The sequence below is a fragment of the Streptococcus sanguinis SK49 genome (assembly GCF_000212815.1).
GTDB classification, from domain to species: Bacteria; Bacillota; Bacilli; order Lactobacillales; family Streptococcaceae; genus Streptococcus; species Streptococcus sanguinis_C.
Window position 1 is genome coordinate 292,314 of sequence record NZ_GL890985.1, and the last position, 14,871, is coordinate 307,184.

The window sequence follows — 14,871 nt, forward strand, 5'->3', positions numbered from 1 at the left end:
AAGCTCCGGGGTTTTATCATGTCTACCTATATTAATATCGGTCTCTAGCCCCAGTGATTTTCTCTTAATAAAAATCGCTTTTTTTGCCAAAGTATATTAAAATAAGATAGAGAGAATCTACAGACAAGAGAAGAATATGACAAAAGAAATCGGTGTCGGCAAGGCACATAGTAAAATTATTTTAATGGGAGAGCATTCGGTGGTCTACGGCTATCCAGCCATTTCCCTACCTCTTAATCGCATTGAAGTGACCTGTCAGGTCTTTCCGTCTGAGCGGGCCTGGACCCTCTACGCCGAGGATACGCTGTCTATGGCTGTCTTTGCCTGTCTAGAACATCTCGGCCGACAGGGAGCTAAGATTCGCTGTCAGGTGGAGTCCATGGTCCCTGAGAAGAGGGGAATGGGTTCTTCAGCCGCAGTCAGTATTGCGGCCATTCGGGCGGTCTTTGACTACTTTGAGGAAGAGCTGGATGGCCAAACACTGGAGATTCTAGCCAATCGGGCGGAGATGATTGCCCATATGAATCCCAGCGGCCTTGATGCCAAGACCTGCCTCAGTGATGTAGCTATTAAGTTTATCCGCAATTTCGGTTTCAGTGAAATTGAGCTGGATCTGGATGCCTTTTTAGTCATTGCAGATACGGGCATTCACGGTCATACCCGCGAAGCTATCCGTGCTGTAGAAAGTCAGGGTCAAAAGGCTCTTCCCTTGCTTCAGGAATTGGGGAATTTAACGAAAATCCTTGAGAAAGCCATTTCTATCAAGGACCTGATGACAATGGGACAAGCTATGACCAAGGCTCATGAGAAGCTAGCCAAGCTAGGGGTTTCTTGCCAGAAAGCAGATGAGCTAGTATCGGCAGCTCTTGAAAACGGAGCTTTGGGAGCTAAAATGAGCGGCGGTGGTCTGGGTGGCTGTGTCATTGCTCTTGTAGGAGAAAAAAGTCGGGCGGAGGCCTTAGCCGCCTTATTGAGAGAGAAAGGGGCCATTAACACATGGATCGAAAGCCTGTAAGTGTCAAATCCTATGCCAATATTGCAATTATCAAATATTGGGGGAAGAAAGATGCAGAAAGGATGATTCCGTCTACCAGCAGTATCTCACTGACACTGGAAAATATGTATACCGAGACGCAACTGAGTCCTTTGCCGGATACAGCGACTGAAGATGAGTTTTATATTGACGGCCAGCTGCAAAGCCCGGCAGAACATGCCAAAATCAGTAAGATTATTGACCGTTTCCGCTCTCCAGAAGATGGTTTTGTCCGCGTTGATACCAGCAACAATATGCCGACTGCAGCGGGTCTGTCTTCTAGCTCCAGTGGTCTGTCTGCCCTAGTCAAGGCCTGCAATGCTTATTTTCAGACGGGTTATCAGACGCAAGAGCTGGCTCAGCTGGCTAAGTTTGCTTCAGGGTCCTCTGCTCGGTCTTTCTTTGGTCCGCTAGCGGCCTGGGATAAGGACAGCGGGGCCATTTATCCAGTCAAGACGGATTTGAAGCTAGCCATGATTATGCTGGTTCTGCACGATGAGAAAAAGCCTATTTCCAGCCGCGACGGTATGGAGCTCTGTGCCAAAACTTCCACCATTTTCCCAGATTGGATTGCCCAGTCTGCCTTGGATTATCAGGCCATGCTAGGCTATTTGCAAGACAATGATTTTGCTAAGGTTGGTCAGCTGACGGAGGAAAATGCTCTTCGGATGCATGCCACGACAGAAAAAGCTTATCCGCCGTTTTCTTATCTGACAGAGGAGTCCTACCAAGCTATGGATGCTGTCAGAAAGCTGCGGGAGCAGGGCGAGCGTTGCTACTTTACCATGGACGCAGGGCCAAATGTCAAGGTCCTCTGCTTGGAGGAAGACCTAGACCATCTGGTGGCTATTTTTGAGAAGGACTACCGGCTTATCGTCTCCAAAACAAAGGACTTGTCAGATGAAGACTAGTGCAAGAGTCCAAACCTGCGGCAAGCTCTATCTGGCGGGTGAATATGCAGTGCTGGCGGCAGGTCAGCCGGCCATTATCAAGGCCATTCCTATCTATATGACGGCGGAAATCCAGGCATCCTCCGCCTATCGCTTGACATCAGATATGTTTGAACACAGCGCTAACCTAGAGTCAGACCCTGATTATGCCTTGATTCAGGAGGCGGTAGGGGTTATGAACACTTATTTGCTAGCCTTAGGCTACCAACTTCAGCCTTTTTCTCTGAAGATTAGTGGCAAGATGGAAAGAGAAGGCAAGAAGTTCGGGATTGGCTCCAGCGGTAGTGTTGTTATTCTGACACTTAAGGCTTTGGCAGCACTTTATGAGCTGGACTTAGAGCCAGAGCTACTCTTTAAGCTGGCTTCTTACGTCCTCCTCAGGCGCGGAGACAATGGTTCCATGGGAGATCTAGCCTGCATTGCTTATGAAGACCTGATTTACTACCAATCTTTTGATAGAGAGCTGGTCCGCAAGCGTATGGACAAAGTTGATTTACAGCAATTACTAGCAGAGGATTGGGGTTTTGAAATTCGCAGTATTAAGCCTTGCTTAGCCATGGATTTTCTAGTTGGCTGGACCAAGCAGCCGGCGATTTCTAAGGACTTGGTCAATCAGGTCAAATCAGCTATTTCAGAGTCCTTTTTGACAGGCAGTAGGATGCAAGTTGATACTTTGGAGAGGGCTTTACTAGCAGGAGAGAAGCTTGCTATTCAGTCTAGTCTGGAAAAGGCTAGCCAGCTCTTAGAAAGGCTCAGCCCAGCTATCTATACAGATAGGATGAAAATCCTAAAGGAAGCAGCGGAGGGACTGAACTGTGTGGCTAAGAGCAGTGGTGCCGGCGGTGGCGACTGCGGGATTGCTCTCAGCTTTGATGCCACATCTAGCAACCAACTGATTCAAGCCTGGCAAGAAGCTGACATTGAGCTATTATACAGAGAAAGGATGGGCCATGATGAGCCAGAATCGTAAGGATGACCATATCAAATACGCTTTAGAGCAGCGTCCGGGTTACAACAGTTTTGATGAAATGGAATTGGTTCACCGTTCTCTGCCCAAGTATGATTTGGCAGAGATTGACCTATCTACTCACTTTGCAGGCCGTGACTGGGAGTTTCCTTTTTACATCAATGCCATGACTGGCGGCAGCCAAAAAGGCGGTCAAATCAATGAAAAGCTGGCTCAAGTAGCTGAAAGTTGCGGCCTTCTTTTTGTAACTGGCTCTTACAGCGCAGCCTTGAAAAATCCTTCTGATCCTTCCTATCGGGTGGCGACTGGTCGGCCTAATTTATTGCTGGCTACCAATATCGGCTTGGACAAGCCTTTTCAAGCCGCTCAGCAGGCAGTAGCTGATTTGCATCCCCTCTTTTTGCAGGTCCATGTCAATCTCATGCAGGAATTGCTGATGCCAGAGGGCGAGCGAGAGTTTCGTTCTTGGCGCCAGCACTTGACTGATTATAGTCAGCGGCTGGATCTTCCTCTAATTCTTAAAGAAGTTGGCTTTGGCATGGATCGCTCTACTGTTGAAGAAGCGCGCTCCTTGGGGATTCAGACTTTTGATATTTCCGGCCGGGGCGGCACTAGCTTTGCCTATATTGAAAATCAGCGGGGTGGCAATCGTGACTACCTCAATGATTGGGGGCAATCTACTCTGCAGAGCCTATTAGTGCTTCAGCCATTGCGTGATGAGGTCGAACTCTTGGCTAGTGGAGGTGTCCGCCATCCTTTGGATATGGTCAAAGCTCTGGTCTTAGGAGCCAAGGCGGTCGGTCTCTCTCGCACTATGCTGGACTTGGTGGAAAATCACTCAGCGGAAGAGGTTATTGATATTGTAGAAGGCTGGAAATCGGATCTGCACCTCATCATGTGCGCCCTGTCCTGCCGAAACTTGCAAGAATTAAAGAGTGTACCCTATCTACTCTACGGTCGGCTAAAAGAAGCTCATGAACAGATTAAATAGCATAAAGACATAAAAAAAGGCCATTAAGGCCTTTTTACTTGTCCTGTTTTCGTAAGTCAGCTAGTATTTCCTGAGCAGTAGCGAGGTTGAAAGTCTTCTTGACTGTTAAACAACTGGCTACAGCAGCGATTTCTTCGCCTTGGGCTCCAGCTTGCAATGCTAAAGATTTGGCTTGCAATTTCATATGACCGGCTTGGATGCCAGTGCTGACTAGGGCTTTGAGGGCGGCGAAGTTTTGTGCCAATCCGACTGAAACGATGAGGGAAGCCAATTCCTTGGCCTGAGGCTGCCCCAGCAAGTCAAAGCTGGCTGCCACTGCGGGATTGAGGCCAATGGAACCTCCTTTAGTTGCAATGGGCATGGGCAGGGTCATCTGACCATGAAGCTGGCGTTTGTCTGGGTCTGCCGTCCAAGTAGAGAGGCCGCGGTAGCTTCCTTCTCGGCTGGCATAGGCATGGGCACCGGCTTCTACAGCCCTCCAGTCATTTCCAGTAGCCAGCACCAAAGCATCAATACCATTAAAGATACCTTTATTGTGGGTAGCTGCCCGGTAAGGGTCAACCTGGGCTAATTTGCTGGCCAGCTGCATTTTATCCGCAAGAAGTTCCGCCTCGGCCGTATCCCGGCTGAGAAAGCGATAGCCGATGACACAGCGGGCTGTTACGAGACTATCTGTTGCATAGTTTGACAGGATAGCCATCAGACTCTTACCGCCAGTCAGATCTTTCAGAGGAAGGGTGAGGGCCTCCAGCATGGTGTTGAGCATATTGGCTCCCATAGCTTCCTGCGTATCTACAGACAGATAAAAAATGAGGAAGTCATCCTTTTGCTCCAGCCAAAGATCTCTAGCACCGCCACCACGGGCAACGATCGATGGATAGGCTTGGTTGGCCTGTTCCAGCAACTCTTTCTTTTTTTTGAGAATATCTTTGATGGCTTGGTCGACCTTTTCGACCTGATAGAGGGCAATTTGCCCAATCATCTGGCGTTTGTGAACCTCCGTCTCAAATCCGCCTGAACGTTTGATAATCTTAGCCGCAAAGCTAGCCGCTGCTACAACAGATGGCTCTTCTGTCACAAATGGAACTTGATAGGTCTTACCATCCACCAGAAAGTCTGGCACCAGAGAGTAGGGCAGGGCCAGAGTGGCCAGTACATTTTCACTCATCTGGTTGGCTGTTTCCAGAGGCAAAGTCTGCTGACTGTCTAGCAGCTGCCAATGTTCATCTTGTAAAAGTCCCTTTTCTTTCAACATCTGCAGCCGTTCAGCAGGAGTTTTTTTAGAAAATCCAGTCCAGTTTACTTTCATGATGATTTCTCAACTTTGATGTACTTACGCTGGTGCTCTGCAATTTCTGCCAGAGCAAAGCTTTGGTCTTCATAGTCAGAGAAGCTGGCATTGCCTTCCGCATCCAGCTCAGCTTCTTCAAAAAAGATGCGCTCGTAGTCCGGGATGGAAAGAGCCTGACGCTGGTCTAATTCCTCTAGGCGTGTCTTGGATAGATGCTTTTCATAGCCCTCTACCAAATTTGCACTAAAGATTTCAGAGACAGCTCCGCTGCCATAGCCAAAGAGAGCAATTCGATCGCCAGCCTTGAGGTTGTCAGAGTTTTCTAAAAGAGACAGAAGACCTAGGAAGAGGGAGCCTGTATAGATATTTCCAACCTTTTGGCTGTAGAGAATAGAGGCTTCAAAGTTCTTTCTAAGCTGATCTTGCTGCTCTTGAGGCAGGCTTTTATCCATGATTTTATTGAGGCCTTTAAGGGCAAGTTTTGGATAGGGCAAGTGAAAGCAGTAGGCCGCAAAATCTTTGAGAGCTAGCTTGTGGCGCTTCTGGTACTCCATCCAAGTTGTCTTTAAGCTATCCAGATACTGCTGGGTTGAATAGAGGCCGTTGACATAAGGGGTTGTCGAGTAATTTGGGCGCCAAAAATCCATGACATCGCGTGTCTGAGCTACATTATCATCATTGAAAGCGAGGATACGAGGATTGCTGCTAATCAGCATAGAAATAGCTCCTGCTCCCTGCGTTGGTTCGCCAGGTGTGTTAATGCCATACTTGGCAATGTCGCTAGCTAACACCAAAACTTTGCTGTCTGGATGTTTTTCGATATGGAGCTTGGCATAGTCCAGTGCCGCAGTTGCTCCATAGCAGGCTTCCTTGATTTCAAAACTGCGGGCAAAAGGCTGGATACCCAAAAGGCCGTGGACAAAAACGGCTGCCGCCTTGCTCTGGTCGATCCCTGACTCAGTAGCCACTATGACCATATCAATCTTTTCTTTGTCCTCTGCTGTCAGGATGGGGTCTGCTGCCGCCGCTCCCAAGGTAACAATATCCTCAGTCAGAGGAGCAATGCTTAGTTCCTTGAGTAAGAGCCCCTTGCTAAGCTTGTCTGGGTCAGTCCCACGGGCTGCCGCTAAATCATTTAATTTTAAGACATAATTACTGGTCGCAAAACCGATTTTGTCGATTCCGAATGTCATTATAAGACCTCTTTAAATCCTTTTATTCTAGTATATTCCGAAAACTATTTTACCATACTTAGGAATAAAACTCTTACAAAAAACATCTAATCTCAGCTAAATCAGGCTTAAGATGTATTTTCCAAAATAAAAACAGCAGATGGTTCTACTGTTTGTTTGCTGTGAGTTTGCTTTGGCGCTTTTTCAAGTAGTGATAGAGCTTGAGTACGACGGTGCCGCTGGCCATGCCAATCGAGATGACCAAGGCCAGAATGACCACCAGAGTGGCGTGAATCATGGCTTGGCTGTAGTCACCAGTGACAAAGAAGGCAGTCGTCCGATAGGAAATGTAGCCTGGGACCAAGGGGGCTAGAATGGCCAAAATAAAAACAACAGCGGGCGTTTTGTAGATGATGCTGAGAATTTGGCTGACGCAGGAACCAATGATAGCAGCCACAAAGGTTGCTATAATGACATTGGTCGGTCCTTTGAGCAGGAGATAGAGTAGCCAAATAGCCATGCCCAGCACTCCGCCGGGAATCAGCATACTACGCTGGACGTTTAGAACGATTAAAAAGGTAATGATGGCCAGCAGGCTGGCAACGGCTTGCAGTAAGAAAGTCAAGATTGTCATAGGCTTATTTCATAATAAGGAGGGCGACAGAGGTACCTGCACCGAGAGCAAGAGTGATGAGGAGCGATTCAAAGAGCTTGCTCATCCCAGAGTTGATATGGTTGGTCATGATGTCACGCACAGAGTTGGTCAGAGCAATGCCAGGGACAAAAGGCATGACAGAACCCGCAATAATCAAATCATCTGTGGAGTTAAAACCGGAATAGCGCGTCCAGATATGAGCCAGCAGTCCGAAGACAAAGGCACCGGCAAAAGCTGTCACAAAAGGAATGCGGATATATTTGTCCACATACAAAGAGAAGGCAAAGCCAAAGAAGGTAGCAATGGCAGCCCCCAAAGCATCGTAGAAATTTCCGCCAAACATGATGGAGAAGAAGGGAGCACTGAGCGTTGCGGCAGCAATCAGCTGCTTGTTGTTATAGGGCAGCTCCTTGACTTTGAGGCGATTCAGCTCATCAAAAGCCTCTTGAAGGCTAATTTCTCCTGTTACCAACTGACGGGAGACCTGATTGACATCGCAGACCTTCTCGATATTGTAGTTGGTCTTGAGATTACGCTTCATCCGTGAAACATTTGTATTTTCAATCGAAAAGAAAATAGCCACTGGCATTGCTAAGGCATTGCAGTCGATGATCCCTTGCGAATGAGCGATACGAATCATGGTGTCTTCCACCCGATAAGTCTCGGATCCGCTCTGTAGCAGCAGTGTCCCAGCCAGCATAATGACATCTACCGCCAGATTGAAATCTTTGGCTTCTTCCCTGATACCTTTCTCTGTCATTTCCCCAGTCCTTTTCCTAGTATAGCAATAGAACCATTATACCATAAAGCCTCTGAAAAATTTCATCAAGTTGGCAGTCATTTGAAGTCTGAAATACAAAAAAGAAGATTGGAGATTTCCAATCTTCTTTCAAATGGTTTGTAAGTCCTTAGTCGTTTATTAGCTCAAAGCATCGTCCATAGAGAGTACTTCGTGGAATACACGTTGAGTCAATTCAGTCTTTTGCTCTGGAGTCAAGTACTTAGTATTTACACAGTAACCTGAGATACGAACGATAACGTCTTCACCAGACATAATCTTGTCGTAAACGTCCTTCAAGTCCATGACGTTCAAGTTAACGTGCTGACCACCGTTTTCGAAGTAGCCATCCAGGATAGTAACCAAGTTGTCTACTTGTTCGTCGTGTGTCTTACCAAGCGCACGAGGTGATACTTGAGTTGTCAATGAGATACCGTCAGCTGCGTAACTGAAGTCCAGACTAGCAAGAGAGTTCAAGTTTTGCAACCAGCCACCTTTTGCCTTGTTAGATGGGTTAGCACCTGGTGAGAAGAATTCCAATTTAGACAAGTTCACGCTGCCATCTTCGTTGAGGTAAACTCCTTTGTGAACTGGTGAGTTACCAGTTTGTTTAGAGTAAGCAACGTTAGATGTGATAGTCAAGAGTGATACTGTTGCTTCAGCGTTCTTGTAAAGTTTGTGGCTGCGCAGACGAGTTGTGTAAGCTTCAACCAACCATTCAGCCAGTTCGTTTGAGCGAGGATCATCTTCACCCCAACGTGGGTATTCTCCGATTGTTTCATAGTCGTAGATATAGCCGTTTTCGTCGCGGATTGGTTTAACAGTTGCATACTTGATAGCAGACAAGGTATCAACAGTGTTGGCAAATCCACAGATACCGAATCCCATGTTAGCACGTTGGTAAGTTGGCAAGAAGGCCATTTGAACAGCTTCGTAGTTGTACTTGTCAGTCATGTAGTGGATGATGTTCAAGGCATCTACGTAAGTGTCAGTCAACCAGTCAAGTGATTTTTCAAAGTTCGCTTTAACTGATTCGAATTCAAGAACTTCGTCACGGATAGGCTCGATGTCAAATACCTTGTAGTCTTTATGAACATCGTCGTAACCGCCATTGAGACCTGTCAGAAGGGCTTTCAGCACGTTTACACGAGCACCAAAGTATTGGATATTGTGGCGTTGTTCTTCATTTTCAGGGTCAAGTGGAGACACACAGCAAGAGATACAGCTCATTTCACCGTAGCCGTCTTTAGCCATAGTTGTTACACCTTCGTATTGGATAGAAGAGTGCTTGTGGCTCATGTGCATACAGTAGCGACGGAATGAGTATGGAAGTTTATCAGTCCAGAGAACGGTCAAGTTTGGCTCTGGAGAGTTACCAATATTGTCAAGTGTGTTAAGGAAACGGTAGTCCATCTTTGTAACACGGTGACGGCCATCGTTACCCATACCTGCCATAGAAGTAGTGATGAAGGTTGGGTCACCAGAGTAAAGTTGGTCGTAAGCTTTCGTACGAGCAAACTTCACTGTACGAAGTTTCATAACGAAATCATCAACAAATTCTTGGATTTCTGATTCAGTGTAAGTACCGCGAGCCAAGTCACGTTCTGCGTAGATGTCAAGAACGATAGGCACACGTCCAAGAGAAGTAGCAGCACCGTTGATAACACGGCAGACAGCCATGAAGGCAATGTTAGTCCATTGGATAGCTTCTTTAACGTCGAAGGCAGGACGGCGAACGTCAACTCCGTAAAGGTCACCAAGTTTTACAACTTCACCAAGTGCTTGGTATTGCAGGTTGATTTCTTCGCGCAGACGGATTGTTTCTTCGTCAATATCAGTCAAACCATTCCAGTCGCGAACTTTTTCAGCCATGAGGTAGTCAGCTCCATAAAGAGCAAGACGTGCGTAAACCCCGATGATACGTCCACGTGAGTAAGCATCTGGAAGACCAGTTACAGTGTGGGCGTGACGAGCACGGCGGATGTTAGAAGTATAAGCACGGAAGATACCGTCATTTACTGTAGTAACATATTTAGTAAAGATTTCATGAACAGCAGGATCTGGTTCGTATCCATTTTCTTTCAAAGTAGTTTCAGCCATGCGGATACCACCTTTTGGCATGAAGTTCAATTTGAAGAGTTCGTCGTTTTGGATACCGTAAATCAGTTCGTTGTCCTTGTCAATGTAACCAGCGTCGATATCAGCGATAGATGCTGGACGAGTGTCCATTGGGAAACGAGTTTCTTCGTAGTGAGCTTTTGTTTCTTCTACGATTTTCTTGATGTGGAGTGAGCGCTCAGTAGGACCTGCCAAGAAGCTTTCATCTCCATCATAAGGTGTGTAGTTAGCTTGAACGAAGCGAGAAACACTTGCTTTCTCTTTCCAGTCTTCACCTTTGAAGCCTTCCCAAGCTTTGTCAAAAATATCTTGAGCTTCAACAACTGTTTTTACAACCATTTGATTTTCCTCTTTATTCTAGCAACATAAACTGTTACATTTATAAGTAAAGTATATCATACGGTAATCGGTTTCACAAACCATTTTCGGCAGAAAGAAAGACTTTCTTTTATAATACAGAAAGTAAAAAGTCGCGGATGTGTACTATAGATTTGAAAAACATAACTCTTTTCAAATATTTTGGAAAAATGGGTAAAAAAGTTATAATAAAAGTAATTAAAATGTCATACAAAAATTGCTGACGAAGAATCTTACGTTTAAAATACTTTTTACAAGAACGAAAAACTGTTTCAGATTTATTTGAGCAAAAAGGGCTGACTTTGTGAAAGCCTGTAAGCTGAGATTGATGGCAGGAGAAAGGAGGAGGACATGCTGATTTTTCCACTGATTAACGATACATCTCGGAAGATTATCCACATTGATATGGACGCTTTTTTCGCTTCGGTGGAAGAGCGGGATAATCCTAAGCTAAAGGGGCATCCGGTCATCATCGGCAGCGACCCACGCTTGACTGGCGGTCGTGGTGTCGTCTCTACCTGCAATTATGAGGCCAGAAAGTTCGGAGTTCATTCGGCTATGAGCTCCAAGGAAGCCTATGAGCGTTGTCCTCAGGGCATTTTTATCTCGGGAAATTACGAAAAATATCAGGCGGTTGGCTTGCAGATCCGAGAGATTTTCAAACGCTATACGGACTTGATTGAGCCAATGAGCATCGACGAGGCTTATCTGGATGTAACGGAAAACAAGCTAGAGATTAAATCTGCAGTCAAAATAGCCAAGCTGATTCAGCACGATATCTGGAATGAGCTGCAACTGACAGCTTCGGCAGGCGTTTCTTATAATAAGTTTCTGGCCAAGATTGCCAGTGACTATGAGAAGCCTCATGGTCTGACTGTTATTCTGCCTGAGGAAGCAGAGGCCTTTCTGGCGCCTATGGATATTGCCAAGTTTCATGGAGTTGGTAAGAAGAGCGTTGAAAAACTACATGGCATGGGTATTTATACCGGTGCAGATCTGCTCAAGGTATCAGAAATGACCTTGATTGATAAGTTTGGTCGCTTTGGTTTTGATCTCTATCGTAAAGCGCGTGGCATCAGCAATAGTCCAGTCAAATCCAATCGTATTCGTAAGTCGATCGGGAAAGAGCGGACCTATGCCAAACTGCTCTATAGTGAGGAGGACATCAAGAAAGAGCTGACCCTGCTGGCACAGAAGGTAGAAAATAGCCTGACTAAGCATGATAAGAAAGGACGAACCATCGTTCTGAAAATCCGCTATGCAGATTTCTCTACCTTGACTAAAAGGAAAAGTTTGAATCTAGCCACTCAAAACAAGGAGCAAATCGAGCGAACGGCGCATGAGATATACGATAGCTTGGAAGAGCAACCACGAGGTATTCGTCTGCTAGGACTGACAGTGACGGGGTTTGAATAAAGATAAAGGCTTGGTTCATTACCGGGCTTTTTTAGATATAGTTTTTAGTATGAGAGAGTTGCTTGTGACGAGTTTCTAAGTTGTCTGATAATTTTCATTGACTAAAAATAATCTTTTTTGAAAAAATACTGGACAAAGTTTTCTGTGTCTGTTATACTGAGTTCATAAAATAAAAAACCGCCTGGTCGGTTTTTAAAAAGAAAGGAGCAGAAATGAAGAAATCTGTAGTAGAAAAAACAAGCGAGCACATCCTCAAGTTCAATCAGGAGCTGGATCGGCAGCGGGAAGGTCAGAAAGAGTTTTTGCAGCAGCAGGCAGAAAAACGTAAGGTGTGGCTAGAAAAGATAACACAGGGTGAGAATCTCATACGCTATTCTAAGTGGGGAGTCAAAGCTGGATATGCTGTCCTTACTGGTGGCTTGCTGACTTCTGTCTTTAGCCCTTGGCGAGGACTGGGTATTATGGCAGTAGGGGGTCTGAGCCTTGCCTCCAATCTCTGGCAAATTCGGCGATTGCAAAATCAAGAAAGGAACAAGTAGCAGAGAAATGGCCTGTCTTAAGCATCAGAGTCAGGACAACTTAGAAACTAAAAGCAGCAGGCAGTAGCTAAACGGTGCTGATATAGCTTTTAGGATTATTTAGTCTATCTTTGCTTTTTATTTTAGGCAAGGACTAAAAGACTATGTTTTCTATTTGGCGCAGGTCTTTATTTTTTATAACAAAACAAACCGAATGGTCGGATTTTAAAAATCTGCGTTTCAAAACAGGCAATCATCTGAAAGACTGAAAGTAAAGGATGCTTTTGACCAGTTTTCGGATGACTTTTCACTATTCTACATTTGATAAGGAGTTATCGTATGAACACACAAACACATGTAGAGCCAGAGACAAGGCATATCCTGCCCTTTCTGGCCTGGACTTTTGGCATTACCTGGGGATCCTGGCTGCTTCAGTATATTTTAACCGCCCTGAAGCTGACCAGCGGGGCTGATCCTTTGGGCTTTGCTCTCAATTTCATCGGGGGCTTCGGACCGACCTTGGGAACTTTTATCAGCCTCAAAATTTCTCATCCTAAGAAGATGCTGGACTTTATCTTTTCTCATGCTAAGGGCTGGTGGATTTACATGCTGGTCTTCTGTCTGGTTCGGGTTTTGACCCTTTTTATCGCCAATCCTGTATTACCGCCGCTCAATGCCATTCTGATGTTTCCTCTGGGCTGGACCTTTGTCACCTTTGCTGGGGGCGGGAATGAAGAGCTGGGCTGGCGGGGCCTCCTGCAGCCGGCTCTGGAGAAAAAATTCTCCTTCCCTCTGGCAACTGTCATCACGGCTCTGGTCTGGGTGGCCTGGCATCTGCCCCTCTGGCTGATTCCGGGAACGAGTCAAAGTCAGATTTCTTTGCCCTTCTATCTCTCCTTTGGTATCTTGCTCTGTTTCTGTCAGGCGGTTCTCTACAAGCAGACGGCCTCTGTCTTTGCCTGCATGGTCTTTCACGGCTGCATTAACTTTGCTCAGGCGACGATTGTCGGCAGTGCTACAAATGGCGGAAGGTATCTCAGCTTCCAGGCTGCTAATCTGGTCATGACCGCCCTGCTGGTCGGCTGGTGGTATTGGAAGGGCAATCGGAAAGGAGCTGAGAAAGATGCAAGCTAGAAACTATAAAGATTCCTCATCTGTCAAGCAAATTCTAATGTTTCTGCTTTGGACTTTTGGTATCAGCTGGTCTGCCTGGCTGGGTTCGGCTTTCCTGAGGATTCCTATTATTTCCCAGGTCCTAACCATCGCTGGTGTTTTTGGCCCAGCCATTGGAGCTAAACTGGTCTTAGGAAAATCGTTCAAGGAGCTCTTGGCTTCTATCGGATCGGTCCGAAAAAGGACTTGGGTTCATCTCTTGATTTTGACAATTCTTTATACCCTTTCCATAGTCTTTTGGAGCCCGCTCCTGCCTGGTTTTAGCCCCCTCAGGATTGCTCTGCTTTTTCTCATGACGACTTTTCTGACAGGCGGCAATGAAGAGATTGGCTGGCAGGGCTTCCTGCAGCCAAGTCTGGAGAAGATCCTGCCCTTCCCTTTGGTAACTGTAACAACTGGGTTAATCTGGGCTGTCTGGCATCTGCCCCTCTTCTTTACCCCCGGCAGCAGTCAGGCAGGGACTTCTTTTCTAGTCTTTACTGCCGCCTGCCTGCTCGCCCGTTTCTGGCTGGCGGCTCTTTACAAGGTCAGTCAGTCCATCCTTTACTGTGTTCTTTTCCACGGGGCCATCAATACCATTGGTGAAGGCATTTTCCTGGGGAAGGGGACGGAAAATCCGCTCTTTTTCCTAGGCTATATCTTGATGGCGGCTTACAGTATCTATCTTTGGTATCAAAGGGATCAGCAAGACAAGGCTTAAAGATATTTTTATGATTTTGTATTTCTCCGGCTTTTTTGGTAGAATAAAGCTATACTAGAAACAAAGGGGAACAGAATGGCGCAGCGAAAAGACAAATCCCAGGCCATGAGAGAAAAAATTTTAAATACAGCAACCCAGCTCTTTATCCAAAAGGGGTCCGAAAAGACCAGTATGCAGGATATTGCTCAGACGGCGGGCATCTCCAAGGGGGCTATCTATCATCATTTCAAGTCAAAAGATGAGATTGTCCTGGCGGTGATGAGTAGCCGGCAGGAGCTGATGGAAGAAGAGATGAAGCAGTGGCTCAAGGCTACGGAAAATCTGACTGGCAGAGAGCAGCTGCAAACCATCCTCAAGTCCAATCTGGAAAGTCAGACAGCCCGGGCCATAGATGGCATCATTTTGGGTGAGTATGAGAAGGACGCGGGCTTTATTTTGACCATGATGCGGGACAATCTGCGGATAGGCGCCTCTGTGGTCAGTGACATTATCAAAAAAGGCATGGCAGATGGCTCCCTTCAGACCGAGTATCCGGACCAGGCTGCAGAAGTTTTTCTGCTGCTGGTGAATTTTTGGATGCATGGGACCGTTTTTGAAAGCGATCCTGAAAAACTGCCAGAACGCTTCCATTTTCTGCAGTTTATGATGACCTCGATCGGCATGGATATCTTTGATGATGAGCTCATGCAGCTCTTTAGCCAGAGAAATAAGGCATAAAAAAAGGCTGGGACAGAACTAAAAAATTGGTTCTG

The 14,871-nt window shown here is 46.2% G+C and carries 14 protein-coding genes; 9 read left to right on the plus strand and 5 right to left on the minus strand.

Features of this window, described 5'->3' with window-relative positions; all coding sequences use genetic code 11:
* Positions 1-136 precede the first annotated feature (136 nt).
* Genes mvk through fni form a run of 4 tightly spaced genes read left to right on the plus strand, consistent with a single transcriptional unit; the run spans position 137 to position 3,941 of the window.
* The gene (gene mvk, locus HMPREF9380_RS09390) at positions 137-1,015 is read left to right on the plus strand and encodes a mevalonate kinase (protein ID WP_002931968.1); all 879 of its coding nucleotides are present in this window, start codon (positions 137-139) and stop codon (positions 1,013-1,015) included.
* The gene (mvaD, locus tag HMPREF9380_RS09385) at positions 997-1,944 is read left to right on the plus strand and encodes a diphosphomevalonate decarboxylase (RefSeq protein ID WP_002931971.1); all 948 of its coding nucleotides are present in this window, start codon (positions 997-999) and stop codon (positions 1,942-1,944) included. The genes mvk and mvaD overlap by 19 nt, the downstream gene beginning before the upstream one ends.
* Positions 1,934-2,953, plus strand: a complete 1,020-nt coding sequence (locus HMPREF9380_RS09380; RefSeq protein ID WP_002931973.1) for a phosphomevalonate kinase — start codon at positions 1,934-1,936, stop codon at positions 2,951-2,953. The genes mvaD and HMPREF9380_RS09380 overlap by 11 nt, the downstream gene beginning before the upstream one ends.
* The gene (gene fni / locus HMPREF9380_RS09375; RefSeq protein ID WP_002931988.1) at positions 2,934-3,941 is read left to right on the plus strand and encodes a type 2 isopentenyl-diphosphate Delta-isomerase; all 1,008 of its coding nucleotides are present in this window, start codon (positions 2,934-2,936) and stop codon (positions 3,939-3,941) included. The genes HMPREF9380_RS09380 and fni overlap by 20 nt, the downstream gene beginning before the upstream one ends.
* Before the next feature lie 34 nt (positions 3,942-3,975).
* On the opposite strand, the gene HMPREF9380_RS09370 is transcribed toward fni, so the two are convergent.
* The 5 genes from HMPREF9380_RS09370 to pflB all read right to left on the minus strand — a co-directional run bounded on the left by HMPREF9380_RS09370 (position 3,976) and on the right by pflB (position 10,294).
* Entirely contained in the window at positions 3,976-5,250 is a 1,275-nt protein-coding gene (locus HMPREF9380_RS09370) for a hydroxymethylglutaryl-CoA reductase, degradative (protein ID WP_002931990.1), read from the minus strand.
* The gene (locus HMPREF9380_RS09365) at positions 5,247-6,425 is read right to left on the minus strand and encodes a hydroxymethylglutaryl-CoA synthase (protein ID WP_002931992.1); all 1,179 of its coding nucleotides are present in this window, start codon (positions 6,423-6,425) and stop codon (positions 5,247-5,249) included. The genes HMPREF9380_RS09370 and HMPREF9380_RS09365 overlap by 4 nt, the downstream gene beginning before the upstream one ends.
* A 145-nt stretch (positions 6,426-6,570) precedes the next feature.
* Positions 6,571-7,038, minus strand: coding sequence for a threonine/serine exporter family protein (locus HMPREF9380_RS09360; RefSeq protein WP_002898388.1), 468 nt, complete (start codon positions 7,036-7,038; stop codon positions 6,571-6,573).
* A 4-nt stretch (positions 7,039-7,042) separates the two neighbouring features.
* Entirely contained in the window at positions 7,043-7,819 is a 777-nt protein-coding gene (locus tag HMPREF9380_RS09355; protein ID WP_002901514.1) for a threonine/serine exporter family protein, read from the minus strand.
* Between the two features lie 159 nt (positions 7,820-7,978).
* On the minus strand, positions 7,979-10,294 hold the full coding sequence (gene pflB, locus HMPREF9380_RS09350) for a formate C-acetyltransferase (RefSeq protein WP_002896602.1): 2,316 nt from the start codon (positions 10,292-10,294) through the stop codon (positions 7,979-7,981).
* Between the two features lie 369 nt (positions 10,295-10,663).
* Here pflB and dinB point away from each other — a divergent pair, with 369 nt between their 5' ends.
* From dinB to HMPREF9380_RS09325, 5 genes are all read left to right on the plus strand, one after another.
* Positions 10,664-11,728 (plus strand): DNA polymerase IV, encoded by a 1,065-nt coding sequence (gene dinB, locus HMPREF9380_RS09345; protein ID WP_002931994.1) that lies wholly within the window; start codon positions 10,664-10,666, stop codon positions 11,726-11,728.
* A 212-nt stretch (positions 11,729-11,940) separates the two neighbouring features.
* On the plus strand, positions 11,941-12,267 hold the full coding sequence (locus HMPREF9380_RS09340; RefSeq protein ID WP_002931997.1) for a hypothetical protein: 327 nt from the start codon (positions 11,941-11,943) through the stop codon (positions 12,265-12,267).
* A 318-nt stretch (positions 12,268-12,585) separates the two neighbouring features.
* Entirely contained in the window at positions 12,586-13,380 is a 795-nt protein-coding gene (locus tag HMPREF9380_RS09335) for a CPBP family intramembrane glutamic endopeptidase (protein WP_002932000.1), read from the plus strand.
* Positions 13,370-14,119 (plus strand): CPBP family intramembrane glutamic endopeptidase, encoded by a 750-nt coding sequence (locus tag HMPREF9380_RS09330; RefSeq protein ID WP_002932003.1) that lies wholly within the window; start codon positions 13,370-13,372, stop codon positions 14,117-14,119. The genes HMPREF9380_RS09335 and HMPREF9380_RS09330 overlap by 11 nt, the downstream gene beginning before the upstream one ends.
* A gap of 75 nt (positions 14,120-14,194) precedes the next feature.
* Complete coding sequence (locus tag HMPREF9380_RS09325) at positions 14,195-14,836, plus strand: TetR/AcrR family transcriptional regulator (RefSeq protein WP_002932006.1); 642 nt, start codon at positions 14,195-14,197, stop codon at positions 14,834-14,836.
* Positions 14,837-14,871: the final 35 nt, after the last annotated feature.

Excerpts from the sequence above, each read along its gene's own strand:
- mvk (WP_002931968.1), top strand. The coding sequence starts at position 137 with ATGACAAAAGAAATCGGTGTCGGCAAGGCACATAGTAAAATTATTTTA.
- mvaD (WP_002931971.1), top strand. The coding sequence starts at position 997 with ATGGATCGAAAGCCTGTAAGTGTCAAATCCTATGCCAATATTGCAATT.
- HMPREF9380_RS09380 (WP_002931973.1), top strand. The coding sequence starts at position 1,934 with ATGAAGACTAGTGCAAGAGTCCAAACCTGCGGCAAGCTCTATCTGGCG.
- fni (WP_002931988.1), top strand. The coding sequence starts at position 2,934 with ATGATGAGCCAGAATCGTAAGGATGACCATATCAAATACGCTTTAGAG.
- HMPREF9380_RS09370 (WP_002931990.1), bottom strand. The coding sequence starts at position 5,250 with ATGAAAGTAAACTGGACTGGATTTTCTAAAAAAACTCCTGCTGAACGG.
- HMPREF9380_RS09365 (WP_002931992.1), bottom strand. The coding sequence starts at position 6,425 with ATGACATTCGGAATCGACAAAATCGGTTTTGCGACCAGTAATTATGTC.
- HMPREF9380_RS09360 (WP_002898388.1), bottom strand. The coding sequence starts at position 7,038 with ATGACAATCTTGACTTTCTTACTGCAAGCCGTTGCCAGCCTGCTGGCC.
- HMPREF9380_RS09355 (WP_002901514.1), bottom strand. The coding sequence starts at position 7,819 with ATGACAGAGAAAGGTATCAGGGAAGAAGCCAAAGATTTCAATCTGGCG.
- pflB (WP_002896602.1), bottom strand. The coding sequence starts at position 10,294 with ATGGTTGTAAAAACAGTTGTTGAAGCTCAAGATATTTTTGACAAAGCT.
- dinB (WP_002931994.1), top strand. The coding sequence starts at position 10,664 with ATGCTGATTTTTCCACTGATTAACGATACATCTCGGAAGATTATCCAC.
- HMPREF9380_RS09340 (WP_002931997.1), top strand. The coding sequence starts at position 11,941 with ATGAAGAAATCTGTAGTAGAAAAAACAAGCGAGCACATCCTCAAGTTC.
- HMPREF9380_RS09335 (WP_002932000.1), top strand. The coding sequence starts at position 12,586 with ATGAACACACAAACACATGTAGAGCCAGAGACAAGGCATATCCTGCCC.
- HMPREF9380_RS09330 (WP_002932003.1), top strand. The coding sequence starts at position 13,370 with ATGCAAGCTAGAAACTATAAAGATTCCTCATCTGTCAAGCAAATTCTA.
- HMPREF9380_RS09325 (WP_002932006.1), top strand. The coding sequence starts at position 14,195 with ATGGCGCAGCGAAAAGACAAATCCCAGGCCATGAGAGAAAAAATTTTA.